The organism is Achromobacter sp. 46006, assembly GCF_059761975.1.
In genome coordinates this window covers 110,608-126,012 of sequence record NZ_JCBANN010000006.1, presented here as the reverse complement: position 1 = coordinate 126,012, position 15,405 = coordinate 110,608, and the positions used below count along the sequence as shown (strand labels likewise).

Sequence of the window (15,405 nt, the reverse complement as noted above, 5' to 3'; positions counted from 1 at the left end):
ACGCGCTTATTGACCTAACGCAACGTTACGGCGCGCGACCAATAGACCCGCAATGCCGCCACCGAGTCCGCGGGCGCCGGCATGTATTGCGACAAGTCGGCCAGGCCGACATTCATGCCGCCCCCGCTCGCTGCGCCTCGCAACAGAAGGCGCTGGAAGGCGCTGGCCTGAAGGCCGTAGCGTTCGGGCTGCTCGACCTGCAACGCCAGTACGGGGATATGCCAGTTGCGTACCCTCACCTTGACAAGATCGATCTTCCGAATCGCCGACCAAGGCACGAAGACCTGCCGGACTCCTTGAAGCGTCAGGCCGCGTTCGTCGGCGACAAGGTCGGAAGGTTTGTCGAGGCCGCGCCAGCGCCGCCAGGCCATACGCGCGCCCCACACCACGAAGCACAAGGCGAGCGCCCCCGACGCCGGCGCAATCAAGAGCCACACCCAGTTGGCCCGGGCCGCACCGTTCATAAAGGGCAAAGCCGCCGCAAGCAGCAGCGCGAGAACCAGGAAACTGCCGCAGCCCAGCATCTCCCATGCCGCCAGGCGCGCGTCGGGTATGCGCAGGACCTCAGGCGGCCTGGCCAGCGGCAGGTTCCGGCAACGCCAGCGCAAGCGTCGGCCATACCGGCGAACAAGGACGATGATCGAGAGGAAAAACGCGATAAACAGCACCGCCGCGACCGGTTCGGTCCGTGAGCGCATGGCCAGCAGCATCGCCAGCACGCCGGCCATGCCGGCCAGCCAAATCATGGGCTCTACCACGAACGTATAGAGTCTGGTCCATACATGGTTACAGCCACGCCCAGCGTCCATGCTCCTCCTTGCACGCCTGGCTCAGGAGACCGCGCGGCTCCCCGCCAGAGATTCGTTCAGATCGATGCCCACCCCGACGGCGCGCCGGCGCCATTTGACGAATCCAGTTGTACCAGACCTGGACACGCCATGGAACCCGCCTCGAGGGGCAAAGCGCCCCGCATCGACGAGGCCCCGGCGTGGCCGACACGAGGCGGCAGCGCCATCAATAGTCCCGGACTTCATCGAACCAACGCTGGGCGTGATCTTCAGTCACGCCCAGTTCGGTCACGCGCGCGAGCTGGCTGAGCTGCCACACGGCCTCGCCGATGTCTTCGCGTTCGGCGGTCTCGATGCCCTTCATGTCGTTGAAATGGCCGGCGAACGCCTGGATGGCGGCCTGCGCCGCATCGACGTGGCGAGCGCCCCGCAAGGCATCGAGGGCGATGTCATAGGCCGTGTTGGCCGACTTCGCCATGCGGCCGCTCCACCCTGAAAACGGCCGCCCATACTCGCTTTGCCACCACTGCGGCTTGCGCAGCTTGCTGACCGAGGTGTAGTCCGCCCACGCCCGGACCTTTTCCCGCGCCTTCAGTTGCGCCTTCAACCGCTTGCCCGCGCCGTCCTCGACGTTGAAACCGATGAAGCGCTCCAACGACGGCCAGTGGTCCAGCGGCGGCAGGCCCGCCAGGTCCGGCGCGAAGCGGATCTCCAGGCTCTTCAGGCGCGGCAGGCGGGCCAACGCGTCCCAGTCGGTAAATCCGCCCCACAGCGACAGGTGTTCCAATGCGGCAAAACGCTCGAGCCCCCGCAACGATATCGGCTGCGCCAAGGGCTCGCCATACAGCGCCAGCGCCGTCACCGTCCGCAGCATGCCCAGGTCAGGCAGCACATACGGCGCCAGGCTGGCGCGCCGGCCGAACGCGGGATGCAGCGACAGCATGTCCGGCGCCGTCCCCGTGACGGCGATCCGGGAAAGATCGCCCAGCAGGCCCAGGCGCATGCCGCCGGGCAGCGTGATGTCCAGATGCCCCGCCACCGCATCGAGCCGGATCTGCAGCGTCTGGATATCGGCCGCGCGGGCGTCGATGCGGCGCGCATCGGCAAACGCCGGCGCCCAGGTGAACTGCTCGATGCGGCGCCGTTCGGACCAGCCCAGAAAGCCACTGTCATTGCCATGGTAGTAGAGGTGGCGCGGCCACGGCGACCCGGCCGGCGTGGCGAACGGATCGAACGCCGGCCAATGAATCGCGTCATCAGGCGCCACCCGCAGATCCGCCTTCCGGTCCATGCCGGCAGGCCCGAGGATCACGTCCCCGCGCCCGGCCTGCCTGACCAGCACGTGGCTGACCGGCCCGGTCAGGCCCAGCCGGAAACGGCCATCGCGCGTCACCGAACCCGCGGGTTCGCCGGAGACATCGGTAGGTTCGGACACGCCTCACTCCTTTTCATCTTGAAGATTCATCGCGCCTGCCGGCCGGGCGCCGCCGCGGGTATCGCCAGTGGCTTCGTTCCAGAATGGCAGCGCCACATCCACGCGCCGTTCGCCGAACACATAAGTGATGCCCGGCAGCTCGCCCGGCCCGAAACCGGTCAGGTGACCCGACAGGATCTGCTTGCATGCGCGTCCCTTGAGCGCGCGCGCGACCCGGCGCCAGGCGCGCGGCACCCGCAGCAGTCGCCGCCCGAAGAACGCCATGCCCGCCCCCGCGCCGGCGGTCACCAGCAGCGGCATCACGCCATCGGCGCCGCGCCGCCGGTGGCCGGGAGCAGGCCAACGGCGCAAAGAGCGACTCGGTAGAAGGAACGGGGCATATCAGAGGGCGGTCACGGGATCAACGGGAGTCATCGATGGGGCGCGAGCGTCCTGCCGCAGGGCGCCGCCGACATCGCGCAGCCTTGACGCAAGTCAACTGCGGCAGGCCCCGCCCATGCTTGAATCAATTGCATTAAGCGCCGAGCCGTACGTTACGCGCCAATCGTAACTCGTATTGGAAAGCAGGCATGTTGAAATCGATCGAACGCCTTGCGCCACGCATGCCGCACGAATCGCGTGATACGCCGCCTGGGCTGTTGACCGCGGTCCATGGCTCGATCATCGACATCCGCTTCGCCACCGACGCGCTGCCGGCGATCAACGAAGGTATCGCCATCGAGCGCGATGACGGGCAGGCGCTGCTTGCGGAAGTGCATCAGCACCTGGACTGCGCCACTGTGCGCGCCGTCGTATTGGGCAACAGCGCGGGCCTGTGCCGAGGCGCGAGGGCGCGGGCGCTGGGTTCGCCGATCCGGGTGCCGGTCGGCGATGCCGTGCTGGGCCGCTTGTTGAACGCGGTCGGCGAGCCTGCCGATCGCGCCCAGCCCCTGCCCGCCGACACGCCCTATCGCCCGATACACGCGCCGGCGCCCGCACTGGAGCGGGTCGGCCCGGCCCAGGAAATATTCCATACCGGCATCAAGGTCATCGACCTGCTTGCGCCGCTCACCAAGGGCGGGAAAGCCGCCATGTTCGGCGGCGCCGGGGTTGGCAAGACCGTGCTGATCATGGAGTTGATCCGCACTACGGTCGAGCGCCATGCGGGCATCTCGGTGTTCGCCGGTATCGGCGAGCGCTCCCGCGAAGGACATGAGCTTCTGCTGGAACTCAAAGCCTCGGGGGTCTTGGCGCGCACCGCCCTGGTTTTCGGACAAATGAATGAGCCGCCGGGCGCGCGCTGGCGCGCCGGCTTGACGGCGCTGACGATCGCCGAGCATTTTCGAGACGAGAGGCACGAAAACGTGCTGCTGCTGATCGACAACGTCTATCGGCTGGTCCAGGCCGGCGGCGAAGTCTCCGGCCTGCTTGGGCGCCTGCCGTCGCGTGTGGGCTACCAACCCACGCTCGCCAGCGAAATCGCCGAACTGGAAGAACGCATCACATCGGTCGCCGGCGCGGCGATTACGTCGATCCAGGCCGTCTACGTGCCGGCCGACGACTTCACCGACCCCGCGGTCGCAGAGATCTTCAGCCACCTGGACGCGTCGATCGTGCTGTCGCGCGACATGGCCAGCGAGGCCATGTATCCGGCTGTCGACCCGCTGGCGTCGACCTCGACCCTGCTCGATCCGCGGCTGGTCGGCGAACGGCACTACCGCGTGGCCCAGTCCGTGCGACAGACCATCGCGCACTACCGCGAGCTGCAGGAAATCATTGCGCTGCTCGGCGTGGAAGAACTGAGCGCCGCGGACCGCCAGGCCGTCCAGCGGGCCCGGCGACTCATGCGATTCCTGACCCAGCCGTTCATGGTGACTGTCGCGTTTACCGGCAAGGAGGGCCGAACCGTCGAGGTTGCCGATACCTTGGACGGATGCTGCGCCATCCTGGACGGCGAAGCGGACACATGGGCCGAAAGTTCGCTCTATATGATCGGCGGCATCGAGGAGGCCAGGGCACGAGAACATGCCGCCGCGGGGGGAAGCGTATGAACCCCGCCGCACTCATGCGCCTGACCGTCACCACGCCGCTGGCGATCATCGCCGACGTGGCCAACGTCACGCACCTGCGGGCGGAGGACGACACGGGCGCCTTCGGCGTTCTGCATGGCCATGCCGATTTCCTCACCGCGCTGGCGATTTCCGTGGTGAGCTGGCGCGACGTGGACGGAATCGAGCATCACATGGCGGTTCGTGGCGGCATGCTGTCGGTGAGCGGCGGCGCCACGATCACCATCGCGACCCGCGAAGCCATTGCCGGCGACGATCTGCAGCGGCTCGAAACCGAAGTGCTGGCGAGCTTGCAGCGCCGCAACGAAGCGGAGATCACGGCGCGTACCGACGCACAACGCCTTTATCTCGCGGCGATCCGGCAGATCTACCGCTTGTCGAGCACCGACCGCCCTGCCCCGGCTCAGCGCCTGGGCCGGCCGATGACGCATGCCGGACTCGAATCATGACGGCGCCCGACAATCACGACCGCCTCAGGCAGGCGGTGCAGACGCGCCGGGAGCGCCGCAACCACTGGCAGCGCGAGGGCGAGCGCTCATTGGGGCAGAACATCGCCATGATCGGCGCGCTCGGCTGGACCATCGTCGCGCCAACGCTGCTCGGCATCCTTGCCGGCCGTTGGCTCGACCGGATCTGCAACAGCGGCATCTTCTGGACACTGGGCCTGCTCGTGGCGGGCCTGGCCGCGGGTTGCTACCTTGCCTGGAAAAGGATGCACAGCGAATGACCACGGCAGATCTGATCTCTCATCCGGCGCTTGCCATCGTGATGGTCGCCGCGGGCCTGGCAGTCGGGCTGGCGTACTTCGCGGCGCTCAGGCGCGGCGTGGCGCATATCGTTGGCGGCAAAGGCTGGCTGGCGCCAGTCGCGCTGGCATCGGTACGCATCGGCGCGGCCGCCGGCTTGCTGTTCTTCGCGGCGCAACAGGGCGCCGCGTCGCTCTTGGCCGCCTCGGCCGGGTTTCTGGCGGCGCGGACGCTGACATTGCGCCGGCACAAAGGAGGCCTCTGATGCAAGCCTCGCCGCTCACGAGCACGCTGCTTTTCCACATCGGCCCGGTGGCCGTCACCCGCCCGGTCGTGACGACATGGGTCATCATGGCGGTCCTGACGCTCGGCTGCCGGATCGTCACACGCCGCCTGGCCTTGCAGCCCGATGGGCGGCAGGCCGTGCTGGAAGGCATTGTCACGGGCATCGCCGGCCAGATCGAGGATGTCATGCACAAAGACGCCCGGCCATTCCTGCCTCTGGTCGGCACGCTGTTCATCTTCCTGGTGGCCGCCAACCTCTCCGGTGTGCTGCCAGGCGTGCAGGCCCCCACCAGCAAAATCGAGACGCCCGCCGCACTCGCGCTCATCGTGTTCTTCTCGGTGCATTATTTCGGGATACGGGCGCGCGGGCTACGCGGCTACCTCGCCAGCTTTGCCGAGCCCCGGCTGATCATGCTGCCGCTAAACGTGCTCTCGGAAATCACGCGCACTTTTTCACTGATGGTCCGGTTGTTCGGCAACGTGATGAGCGGCGAATTCGTGATCGCCCTGGTCGTGGCGTTGGCGGGGCTGTTCGTCCCGATTCCGTTGATGGCGCTGGAGATCCTGGTCAGCCTGGTCCAGGCATACATCTTCACCGTGCTCGCAACCGTCTTCATCGGCGCCGCGGTCGGCGACGCCGCCAAGGCATAAGGAGATTGCATGGACCCCAAGCTCATATCCATCATCGGCGCGGTCATCGCGGTCTCGATCGGATCGATCGGACCGGCGTTGGCCGAGGGCCGCTCGGTGGCGGCCGCCATGGACGCCATCGCGCGCCAGCCCGAGGCCGCCGGAACGATCTCGCGCACGCTGTTCGTCGGCCTGGCCATGATCGAGACAATGGCCATCTACTGTCTCGTCGTGGCGCTCTTGCTGCTCTTCGCCAACCCATACACCCATTGAATGATGCCGCTCGACTGGTGGACCATCGCTCTACAGACCATCAACTTTGGCATCCTGGTCTGGTTGCTGCACCGGTTTCTGTACAAGCCGGTGCTCTCGCTGATCGACGCGCGCAAGGCCCAGGCGAGCCGGCAATTCGATGCCGCGCGCGAACTCGAAGCGAAAGCCCAAGCCCAACTGGCCGCCATCGAAGCCGAGCGCGCCGGCATCGCCGCCGAGCGCGAGGCGGCGCTCAAGGCCGCGGCGAAACAGGCGCAGGAACTGGCCGAAACGCGCCGCACGCAGGCCGAACGCGACGCGCAGGCGCTGATCTCCACCACGCGCGAGGCATTGGCGTCCGAGCGCGCCGAGGCCTTGAACGAGGCACGTCGGATCGCGCTCGATCTTGGCGCCGACTTTGCCCAGAAATTGCTCGCCGAAATGCCGGCGCAATACCGCGCCCAAGCCTGGATCGAACACATCGAAGCGCATCTGAAGACCCTGCCTGCCGCCGAACGCGAAGCCCTGGCCCGCCAGGTCGCCGGCGACGCTGACCTGAAGATCGTCACCGCCTGCGCGTTGCCCGCGGCCGCCGCCGCACAATGGAAGACCCGCCTGCAGCAAGCGCTCGGCCTGTCGGCCGACATGACATTCGAAGTCGATCCGGCCTTGATCGCAGGAGCCGAACTGCACTTTCCAACCGCGATCCTGCGCTTCTCCTGGCAAAGCGTGCTCCTGGCCGCGCGAACCGAGGCAATTGCCGATGACCCGCCTGGTGGATGAACTCAGGGGCTGGGCCCAACAGCGCCGGCAGGTCCTGACCGCGCTGCCGATGGCGCCGCGGCTCGAGCATATCGGTCGCGTTGTGCAGGTTGGCGATGGCGTCGCGATGGTCGCGGGGCTGCCGCAAGCGCGCCTGGATGAGTTGCTGATCTTTCAAGGCGGCGTGCGCGGGCTTGCCGTCGACCTCGGCGACGAGGTGATCGGCTGTGTCCTGCTCGGCGGCAGCGAGGGCATTGCCGCCGGCAGCATGGTTTTCAGCACCGGCGAAGTGGCGCGCGTTCCGGTCGGCGAAGGCTTGCTTGGCCGCGTGGTCGACGCGCTCGGCGCGCCCCTCGACGGCAAGGGTGCGCCCGGCGCCACGCAACTCGCGCCGGTGGAGCAGGCCGCGCCTATCATCGTCGACCGGGCGCTGGTGGCCAAGCCGCTGGCCACCGGGCTGCTGGTCATCGATGCGATGATTCCGCTCGGCCGGGGTCAACGCGAACTCATTATCGGCGACCGCGAAACCGGCAAGACCGCCATCGCGATCGACGCCATCATCAACCAGAAATCCAGCGACACCATTTGCGTCTACGCAGCGATCGGTCAGAAATCCTCATCGGTCGCGCGCGCCATCGACGCGATCCGCACGCATGGCGCGCCGCAACGCTGCATCTTTGTCATCGGCGAGGCCGATGCCGCGCCCGGCCTGCAGTGGCTCGCGCCCTACTCCGCCTGCGCCATGGCGGAGTACTTCATGATGCGCGGTCGCGACGTGCTGCTCGTTCTCGATGACCTGACCAAACATGCCGCCTGCTACCGTCAGGTCTCGCTACTGCTGCGCCGTCCGCCCGGACGGGAAGCCTATCCGGGGGACATCTTCTATGTGCACTCGCGACTGCTGGAGCGCGCGGCGAAACTGGCGCCCGAACGCGGCGGCGGCTCGCTCACGGCCTTGCCCATCGCCGAAACCCAGGCCGGCAACCTCAGCGCCTTCATCCCCACCAACCTGATCTCGATCACGGACGGGCAAGTCTATCTCGACCCGCGCCTCTTCTATGAAAACCAGAAGCCGGCCGTCGATGTCGGCAAGAGCGTATCGCGCGTGGGCGGCAAGGCCCAGGCGCCGGTGCTCAAGGTCCTTGCGGAAAGCCTGCGGCTCGAGTATGCGCAATTCCTGGAATTGGAAGTGTTCACGCGCTTCGGGACCATGGTCGACGCGCGCACCCGCAAGCTGATCGAACATGGACGGCGCATCCGCGCCGTCCTGGCGCAGCAGCAGTTCGCGCCCTTGTCGCTGGGGGAACAAGTCGCGCTGCTGTGCGCCGTCGCCGATGGCGTTCTCGACCCCGTGCCCCTGGATCGCATCGGCGCCTTTCGCGCCGCCCTTGCCGGGTGGCTCAAGGACCAATGCCCCGAAATCCTCGCTCTCGGCGACGACGCGAAGCCGCTGCCCGACGCCCTGCGCGCGCGCCTGACGGCGAGCCTCGTCGAACTGGCGCAAACGGTCGGCGCCGTCAGCGCGCCAGAGAGCCCAGCGTGACACGCCTCGCGCAAATCCAGCGCCACCTGGCCGCCATGGGCGAATTGCGCGACATCATGGGCGCGATGCGCTCGCTGGCCGGCGTGCGCGTGCAGGAATCCCAGCGCGCGCTTGCCGGCATTCGCCGCTACGCCGATTCCATGGCCGACGCCATCGGCGGCGTGCTCCTGCTCATGCCGGTCAGCGCCGCGGCAACGGGCCGCGGGCGCCGCGTGCTCATCCTGTGCACGTCCGAACATGGCTTCGTTGGCGGCTTCAACGAGCATCTGCTGGAGGCCGGCGCAGCCGCGCTCGAACCCACCGACCTGCTGTTCGTGCTGGGCAGCCGCGGCGCCGCGCTCGCCTTCGAGCGCGGCCGCGAAGTCGCCTGGACCATACCGATGGCGACACGCCTGACCGGCGCTCCCGACGCCGTCAGCCGCCTGACCAACGAGCTTTACGGCCGCATCGCCCGCGGCGAGGTCGCGCGCGTCGACGTCATGTTCGGCCGCTATCGGCAAGGCGCCGCGACCACGATCGAACGCCATGCGCTGCTTCCGCTCGATACCTCCCGGCACGCGGCCAACCCCATGCCTCAGGCGCCCATGCATAACCTGGCGCCGCGCCCCCTGCTGGAAAAGCTGATCGCCGAACAGGTCTTCGCGCGGCTCATGGAGGCCGCGGTGGAGTCCATCGCCAGCGAAAACGCCGCCCGCTTCGCGGCCATGGAATCCGCGCACGACAATCTGGAGAAAAAGCTTGCCGGCTTGCAAAAGGACGCGCAGCAAGCGCGCCAAACCGAAATCACGTCCGAACTGCTGGATCTGATCACCGGCGCCGAGGCGCTGGCAAAACGCCCTCTGTAGAACCGCCTGGCGCGACCTCGGTCAGCGCGCCGCGCCAATCTGCAGCAATGTGAATTCGCGCCGCATATAGCGACTCATCACCTGCGACAGGATTGGATTGCCGGCATTTTCGGCCGTGGGCGACACCAGGCTGACCACCGCCGCGCACAGCTTGCCGGCCTCGACGGTACGCCCGGAGAACTTGGCTTGCACCGCGCCGGCCATGCTCTGTTTCCAAGCCGCATCGATGCCATCCACCGCCCGGCTGGCCGTGGCGCAATCCGCGTACGACAGAGAAATCACCACGGCTGGCGCCTGGTCGAGCTGGACGTCCGCGAGCAAGCCGCCGAAGTAAGGCGGAATACCGCGCGCGCTGGAAGCGGCCGCCGCCTCGAAGTTATGCTTGGCCGTGTCGGCATCCGCGCGCGGCGACAGCAGGACCTTCGCCGGGTCGACCGCCGACAAGCCCAGGACCGGCGAGACAAGGGCCGCTTGCACAATGCGGCCACGGTCCGCGGGCACCGCCTGCTTCAACCCCGCCATCGACGCGGCGACGACCTCGCTGTCGGCCACCGACGGCGTGGGTTGCGACAGGAGCTTCATGCCATCGGGGGCCGGCGCCTGGATCAGCGCCGCACCCAGCGGCATCACGAAGCTGGTCTTGCCCATCATGCCGCGCCACGGATCGCGTGGATTGGACTTTTTCAGATCCTGCTTGTGGGCCTCGCCGTTGGCCAGCACACCGGCAACGCCGCCGGCATCGACCGCGGCAAAATCGGCCAGCTTGAGACGGTCGACGAACCGGCCCACGGCTTGCGGGTCCTTCAGCCCCCAATACGTGATATTGGCGGGCGCGCGGCCGAACGCGGCGAAATAGGAAAGCTCGTCGAACGGCACCTTTGCATTCGTCGACCATTGCTCCAGGCCATAGCCGATGGCTTCGAGCGGGCTGATCCACGACGCCATGGCCAGCCGGCGCATGCCGTCGGCGGACGGTCCGGCTGGCTCCAGGCCACGCCAGGCCTGGACGTCGATGAAGACGACCTGCATCGCATCCGGAGCCGTCAGCACAAGCTGGGGGATCTGCTTGAAGGCTTGTTGCAGGGTTTGGGTACTGTCCTGGGCAGCGGCCGTGGCCGCGAATCCCGTCATCAAACACAGTGCAAGCGCCTTTACGTGCATTCGGTTTCTCCGTCTTCTCGATTCATTCAGCGTGAGGGACGCCTGCCTTGCCCTTCGCCCCCGCGTACGAGCGGCTTTGGCGTAAAAGGGGGACATGGCGAGATCTAAGATGGTAACGCAATGCCCACCGGGTCCCGAGCGCGGTATTGCTCGATCCATGCCGCCGACTGCGCGATGCCTCCAAACGGAAAGACATGCAGGCTCACCTCGCCATGCGCCTGCGTCAACCCCGCGGCCAGGCGATCCACAAACGCATCCGGCCCCGCCGTGCCGAACAGCTTGCCGAGCGAAATGCCGTACTTGGACCACATCGAAGCGCAGGCGCCGACGCCGCACAAGGCGGCATAGCGCGCCAGCACCGCTATTCCCGCGGGGCCTGGCACGCCGACGCGCACGGGATGATCGATGCCGCGCTCGCGCAGCGCTTGCAACCACGCCAGCACGATGTCGGCGTCGAATCCGAACTGCGTGATGATCAAGGGCGCCATGCCGCGCATGGCAATGCCTTGGCACTTGCGTTCAAGCACTTCCCAGCACTCGGCCGCGCTCATGACCGGGTGGCCCTGCGGGTGGCCGCCCACGCCGACCCCCTTGATGCCGGCGCGCTCGAAGACGCCGGTCTCGATCAGCGAGGCGCTGTCGGCAAACGGCCCTTTCGGCGTCGACGGGTCTCCGGCGATCACGAAACAGCGCTCGACGCCGGCTTCGGCAACCGCGCGCCGTACGAACGCCTCCAATTCGGCAAGCGAAGCGATACGGCGCGCGGAAAGGTGCGGCATGGGCTCGAAGCCCAGCCCACGCACGGCCCGCGCCGCGGCCAGTCGCGCCTCGTCGTCCTGGCCCGGCAGGTAGGGAATGGCAAGGGTCGATCCGGGCGGCAGCCGCGACGCCGCCGCGCCCAGCGCGGCAATGTCCTTCGCGCCGACCTCCAACGAACAGGCGTCGGTGATGTTGCCGGGAGACGGGAGCATGCGGGAATGAATCAAGGACATCGATGAGGAACCCCGCAACCGGCCCGGCCAGCGGATTGCGTACGACAGGGGGGAGACTTATTGCGCAATGGCGGCCACGGCGGCCGGCTGGCGGGCCAGGTCGATGAAGGCCCGCACGTAGTCGATCGCGGTGTCGGCCTCGCGCGCGCCCAGGAAGATCTGCTTGGCGATGCCGCGCGCGCCCAGCCGCACCGGCACCACATCCATCCGGGCCGCGTACTCCTCGACCAGCCAGCGCGGCAAAGCGGCCACGCCGCGCCCGCTGGCCACCATCTGCACCATGATGTCGGTGGTTTCGATGGCCTTGTGGCGCCTGGGCGTGACGCCAGCGGGCAACAGGAACTGGTTGTAGATGTCCAGGCGCTCGATATCCACCGGATAGCTGATCAGCACTTCCTGGGTCAGTTGCTGCGGCTTCACATGGGCCGCCGACGCCAGGGGATGGCCCTTGGCCACCACCAGCACCTGCTCGTAGTCGAACACCGGCTCGAACTTCAGGCCCGGCTTGAACAGCGGGTCCGGCGTGACCAGCAGGTCGATCTCGTAACCGAACAACGCGCCGATGCCGCCGAACTGGAACTTCTGCTTGACGTCCACATCCACGTCGGGCCACGCGGCCAGATAAGGCGAAACCACTTTCAGCAGCCACTGGTAGCAAGGGTGGCATTCCATGCCGATGCGCAGCGCGCCGCGCTCGCCCTGCGCGAACTGGCCCAGCCGCTCTTCGGCCAGATCCAGTTGCGGCAGCACGCGGTTGGCCACCGCCAGCAGGTATTGGCCGGCCTGCGTCAGGCGCAGGCTGCGGCCTTCGCGCAGCCAGACGTCGGTGCCCAACTGCTGCTCGAGCTTCTTCATGCTGTGGCTCAGGGCCGACTGGGTCAGGCTCAGCACGCCAGCGGCGGCCGTCAAAGAGCCCTGCTTTTCGACCTGCTGGACGATGCTGAGATGGATGCGCTCAAGCATTCAGATGATTTCCGCTCATGGATTCGTGAAATAAAACCATTTTACTTCATCACCCCCCTGCCACTAGTATGCGCTTCCGTCGTCTGGCGGCGCGGCATCGCGTAAATCAATTCCCATGAAGCAAAAATGACTCGTCCACTCCGTCTCGTAGCCGTTTCCGGCGGACTGCAACGCCCCTCCAAATCCGCCGCCCTGGCGCAACACCTGATGGACCTGGTCGCCGACGACGTCCCCTGCGTGCAGCGCCTGGTCGAACTGGGCCAGCTCGCGCCGCAACTGGCCGGCGCCACCTGGCGCACCCATCTGCCCGACACCGTCGAGCGCGAGCTGGACGCGGTCGAGCGGGCCGACGTGCTAGTGGTGGCCACGCCGGTCTTTCGCGGATCGTACACGGGCCTGTTCAAGCATTTCTTCGACTTCATCGGCCAGGACGCCCTGATCGACAAGCCCGTGCTGCTGGCTGCCACCGGCGGCAGCGAGCGCCATGCCCTGATGATCGACCACCAATTGCGGCCCCTGTTCAGCTTCTTCCAGGCCCGCACCCTGCCGCTGGGCGTCTACGCCACCGACAAGGATTTCACCGACTACCGGCTGCGCGACGAGGCCCTGATCGAGCGGGCCCGGCTGGCGATCGAGCGGGCCCTGCCCCTGATCGACTTGATGCGCCGCCCCGGCGCCATCGCCACCGGGGAAGCCATCGCAGCCTGAGGCCCCCCAAGGCAAAGCCTCGCCACGCGGACCGAGCGGCCGCGTCCGCCACAGCAACCTCCCCGCCGCCGGGTGCTCCGCAACGGCACTTCCATGCCTGGCGCCGGCTTTCATTTCCCGCAGACTTTTTCGCAGAATCCGCACACCCCACCATCATGAGCAACGATTTCACCTTCAGCATCAAAAGCCTTTCTTTTGATGAAAACTACCAACCCGCCGACAACACGCGCATCACCACCAACTTCGCCAACCTGGCCCGCGGCGCGAGCCGCCAGGAGAACCTGCGCAATACCCTGCGCATGATCGACAAGCGCTTCAACAACCTGGCGCACTGGGACAACCCCACGGGCGACCGCTACGCCGTCGAACTCGAGATCATCACCGCCGAAATGCACATCGGCGCCGCCAGCGGCGGCGACGTCTTTCCGCTGATCGAGATCCTGAAAACCAACATCATCGACAAGGCCAACAACGAGCGCATCGACGGCATCGTCGGGAACAATTTCTCGTCCTACGTGCGCGACTACGATTTCAGCGTGCTGCTGCCCGAGCACAACAACAATAAAGCCACGTTCACCACGCCGGACGACTTCGGCGATCTGCACGGCAAGCTGTTCAAGCACTTCGTGAACTCCCGCGCCTACCAGGAACGGTTCAGCAAGCCGCCCGTCATCTGCATCAGCGCCTCCAGCAGCAAGACCTACCACCAGACCGAAAACCGGCACCCCATCCTGGGCATCGAATACAGGCAGAACGAATTCTCGTCGACCGACCAGTACTTCGAGAAAATGGGCCTGCAGGTGCGCTACTTCATGCCGCCGGGCAGCGCCGCGCCCCTGGCCTTCTACTTCCAGGGCGACCTGCTGGGCCACTACACCAACCTCGAGCTGATCAGCATCATCAGCACGATGGAAACGTTCCAGAAGATCTACCGCCCCGAGATCTACAACGCCAATTCCGCCGCCGGCAAGCTCTATCAACCGAGCCTGAAGAACCAGGACTACTCGTTGACCCAGATCGTCTACGACCGCGAAGAACGCAGCCAACTGGCCGTCAAGCAGGGCAAGTTCACGGAAGAACACTTCATCAAGCCGTACAAGCACGTGCTCGATCGCTGGGCCGCCAACTACGCGCACTAATCACCCGCACCAGACACCCCATACACTCGGAACCGCCTAACATGAAAAAACTCCTGCCCACTTCGACCGCCGGCAGCCTGCCCAAGCCGTCCTGGCTGGCCCAGCCCGAAAAGCTCTGGTCACCCTGGAAACTGCAGGACCAGGAGCTGGCCGAGGGCAAACAGGACGCCCTGCGCCTGGCGCTGCACGAACAACAGCACGCCGGCATCGACATCGTCAGCGATGGCGAACAGACCCGCCAGCACTTCGTCACCACCTTCATCGAACACCTGGACGGCGTCGATTTCGAGAAGCGCGAAACTGTCCGCATCCGCGACCGCTACGATGCCAGCGTGCCGACGGTGGTGGGCGCCGTCAGCCGCCAGAAGCCGGTCTTCGTCGAAGACGCCAAGTTCCTGCGCCAGCAGACCAGGCAGCCCATCAAATGGGCCCTGCCCGGCCCGATGACGATGATCGACACGCTGTACGACGCCCACTACAAGAGCCGCGAAAAACTGGCCTGGGAGTTCGCCACCATCCTCAACCAGGAAGCCAGGGAACTGGAGGCCGCGGGCGTCGACATCATCCAGTTCGATGAGCCGGCCTTCAACGTCTTCTTCGACGAAGTGAACGACTGGGGCATCGCCACCCTGGAACGCGCCATCGAAGGCCTGAAGTGCGAAACCGCCGTGCACATCTGTTATGGCTACGGCATCAAGGCCAACACCGACTGGAAGAAGACGCTGGGCTCGGAGTGGCGCCAGTACGAGGAATCCTTCCCCAAGCTGCAGCAGTCCAAGATCGACATCATCTCGCTGGAATGCCATAACTCGCACGTGCCGATCGACCTGCTCGAACTGATCCGCGGCAAGAAGGTGATGGTCGGCGCGATCGACGTGGCCAGCGACAAAGTGGAAACGCCGCAGGAAGTCGCCGAAACGCTGCGCAAGGCGCTGAAGTTCGTCGACGCCGACAAGCTCTATCCCTGCACCAACTGCGGCATGGCGCCGCTGTCGCGCGCCATCGCGCACGGCAAGCTGCTGGCGCTGAGCGAAGGCGCGGAGATCGTCCGGAAGGAATTGTTGGGCTGATGTCGGACTGACGCGATCAAGAACGGGGCGGAGCCGGG

18 protein-coding genes are annotated in these 15,405 nt (G+C 66.5%); 12 read left to right on the top strand and 6 right to left on the bottom strand.

Annotated features, from left to right (window positions below):
* Positions 1-14: 14 nt before the first annotated feature.
* The 3 genes from AC6LKG_RS05560 to AC6LKG_RS05550 form a co-directional block, all read right to left on the bottom strand.
* The gene (locus AC6LKG_RS05560; RefSeq protein ID WP_498163358.1) at positions 15-746 is read right to left on the bottom strand and encodes a hypothetical protein; all 732 of its coding nucleotides are present in this window, start codon (positions 744-746) and stop codon (positions 15-17) included.
* 268 nt (positions 747-1,014) lie between these two features.
* Complete coding sequence (locus tag AC6LKG_RS05555; RefSeq protein ID WP_498163357.1) at positions 1,015-2,223, bottom strand: hypothetical protein; 1,209 nt, start codon at positions 2,221-2,223, stop codon at positions 1,015-1,017.
* 3 nt (positions 2,224-2,226) lie between these two features.
* Positions 2,227-2,574, bottom strand: a complete 348-nt coding sequence (locus tag AC6LKG_RS05550; RefSeq protein WP_498163355.1) for a hypothetical protein — start codon at positions 2,572-2,574, stop codon at positions 2,227-2,229.
* Positions 2,575-2,792: 218 nt separating this feature from the next.
* Here AC6LKG_RS05550 and atpD point away from each other — a divergent pair, with 218 nt between their 5' ends.
* From atpD to AC6LKG_RS05505, 9 genes are read left to right on the top strand one after another with little or no spacing between them, the layout of a single operon-like run.
* Entirely contained in the window at positions 2,793-4,253 is a 1,461-nt protein-coding gene (gene atpD, locus AC6LKG_RS05545; protein ID WP_498163353.1) for a F0F1 ATP synthase subunit beta, read from the top strand.
* Positions 4,250-4,720 carry a F0F1 ATP synthase subunit epsilon gene (locus AC6LKG_RS05540; protein ID WP_498163351.1) on the top strand — a complete coding sequence of 157 codons (471 nt, stop codon included), beginning with the start codon at positions 4,250-4,252 and terminating at the stop codon, positions 4,718-4,720. The genes atpD and AC6LKG_RS05540 overlap by 4 nt, the downstream gene beginning before the upstream one ends.
* On the top strand, positions 4,717-4,998 hold the full coding sequence (locus AC6LKG_RS05535) for an AtpZ/AtpI family protein (RefSeq protein WP_498163350.1): 282 nt from the start codon (positions 4,717-4,719) through the stop codon (positions 4,996-4,998). Before AC6LKG_RS05540 ends, AC6LKG_RS05535 begins: the two co-directional genes overlap by 4 nt.
* Entirely contained in the window at positions 4,995-5,282 is a 288-nt protein-coding gene (locus tag AC6LKG_RS05530; protein WP_498163348.1) for an N-ATPase subunit AtpR, read from the top strand. Before AC6LKG_RS05535 ends, AC6LKG_RS05530 begins: the two co-directional genes overlap by 4 nt.
* A complete protein-coding gene (locus AC6LKG_RS05525; RefSeq protein WP_498163346.1) occupies positions 5,282-5,953 on the top strand; it encodes a F0F1 ATP synthase subunit A in 672 nt (223 codons plus the stop codon). Before AC6LKG_RS05530 ends, AC6LKG_RS05525 begins: the two co-directional genes overlap by 1 nt.
* 9 nt (positions 5,954-5,962) lie before the next feature.
* Positions 5,963-6,205 carry a F0F1 ATP synthase subunit C gene (locus AC6LKG_RS05520; RefSeq protein WP_175135318.1) on the top strand — a complete coding sequence of 81 codons (243 nt, stop codon included), beginning with the start codon at positions 5,963-5,965 and terminating at the stop codon, positions 6,203-6,205.
* Entirely contained in the window at positions 6,206-6,967 is a 762-nt protein-coding gene (locus AC6LKG_RS05515; protein WP_498163344.1) for a F0F1 ATP synthase subunit B family protein, read from the top strand.
* The gene (locus tag AC6LKG_RS05510; protein WP_498163342.1) at positions 6,948-8,489 is read left to right on the top strand and encodes a F0F1 ATP synthase subunit alpha; all 1,542 of its coding nucleotides are present in this window, start codon (positions 6,948-6,950) and stop codon (positions 8,487-8,489) included. Before AC6LKG_RS05515 ends, AC6LKG_RS05510 begins: the two co-directional genes overlap by 20 nt.
* Positions 8,486-9,334, top strand: a complete 849-nt coding sequence (locus AC6LKG_RS05505) for a F0F1 ATP synthase subunit gamma (protein WP_498163341.1) — start codon at positions 8,486-8,488, stop codon at positions 9,332-9,334. Before AC6LKG_RS05510 ends, AC6LKG_RS05505 begins: the two co-directional genes overlap by 4 nt.
* Positions 9,335-9,355: 21 nt before the next feature.
* Here AC6LKG_RS05505 and AC6LKG_RS05500 read toward each other — a convergent pair whose 3' ends face one another.
* The 3 genes from AC6LKG_RS05500 to AC6LKG_RS05490 all read right to left on the bottom strand — a co-directional run bounded on the left by AC6LKG_RS05500 (position 9,356) and on the right by AC6LKG_RS05490 (position 12,450).
* Positions 9,356-10,591 carry a hypothetical protein gene (locus AC6LKG_RS05500; RefSeq protein ID WP_498163339.1) on the bottom strand — a complete coding sequence of 412 codons (1,236 nt, stop codon included), beginning with the start codon at positions 10,589-10,591 and terminating at the stop codon, positions 9,356-9,358.
* An 8-nt stretch (positions 10,592-10,599) separates the two neighbouring features.
* Complete coding sequence (locus tag AC6LKG_RS05495) at positions 10,600-11,466, bottom strand: methylenetetrahydrofolate reductase (protein ID WP_498163338.1); 867 nt, start codon at positions 11,464-11,466, stop codon at positions 10,600-10,602.
* Between the two features lie 78 nt (positions 11,467-11,544).
* Positions 11,545-12,450, bottom strand: coding sequence for a LysR family transcriptional regulator (locus AC6LKG_RS05490; protein WP_498163336.1), 906 nt, complete (start codon positions 12,448-12,450; stop codon positions 11,545-11,547).
* 126 nt (positions 12,451-12,576) lie between these two features.
* Between AC6LKG_RS05490 and msuE the strand changes: the two genes are divergently transcribed.
* The 3 genes from msuE to AC6LKG_RS05475 all read left to right on the top strand — a co-directional run bounded on the left by msuE (position 12,577) and on the right by AC6LKG_RS05475 (position 15,367).
* On the top strand, positions 12,577-13,158 hold the full coding sequence (msuE, locus tag AC6LKG_RS05485; RefSeq protein WP_498163334.1) for an FMN reductase: 582 nt from the start codon (positions 12,577-12,579) through the stop codon (positions 13,156-13,158).
* 155 nt (positions 13,159-13,313) lie between these two features.
* Positions 13,314-14,297: a DUF1852 domain-containing protein gene (locus tag AC6LKG_RS05480; protein WP_498163332.1), complete on the top strand. Its 984-nt coding sequence runs from the start codon at positions 13,314-13,316 to the stop codon at positions 14,295-14,297.
* A gap of 41 nt (positions 14,298-14,338) precedes the next feature.
* Complete coding sequence (locus tag AC6LKG_RS05475; protein ID WP_498163330.1) at positions 14,339-15,367, top strand: methionine synthase; 1,029 nt, start codon at positions 14,339-14,341, stop codon at positions 15,365-15,367.
* Positions 15,368-15,405 lie beyond the last annotated feature (38 nt).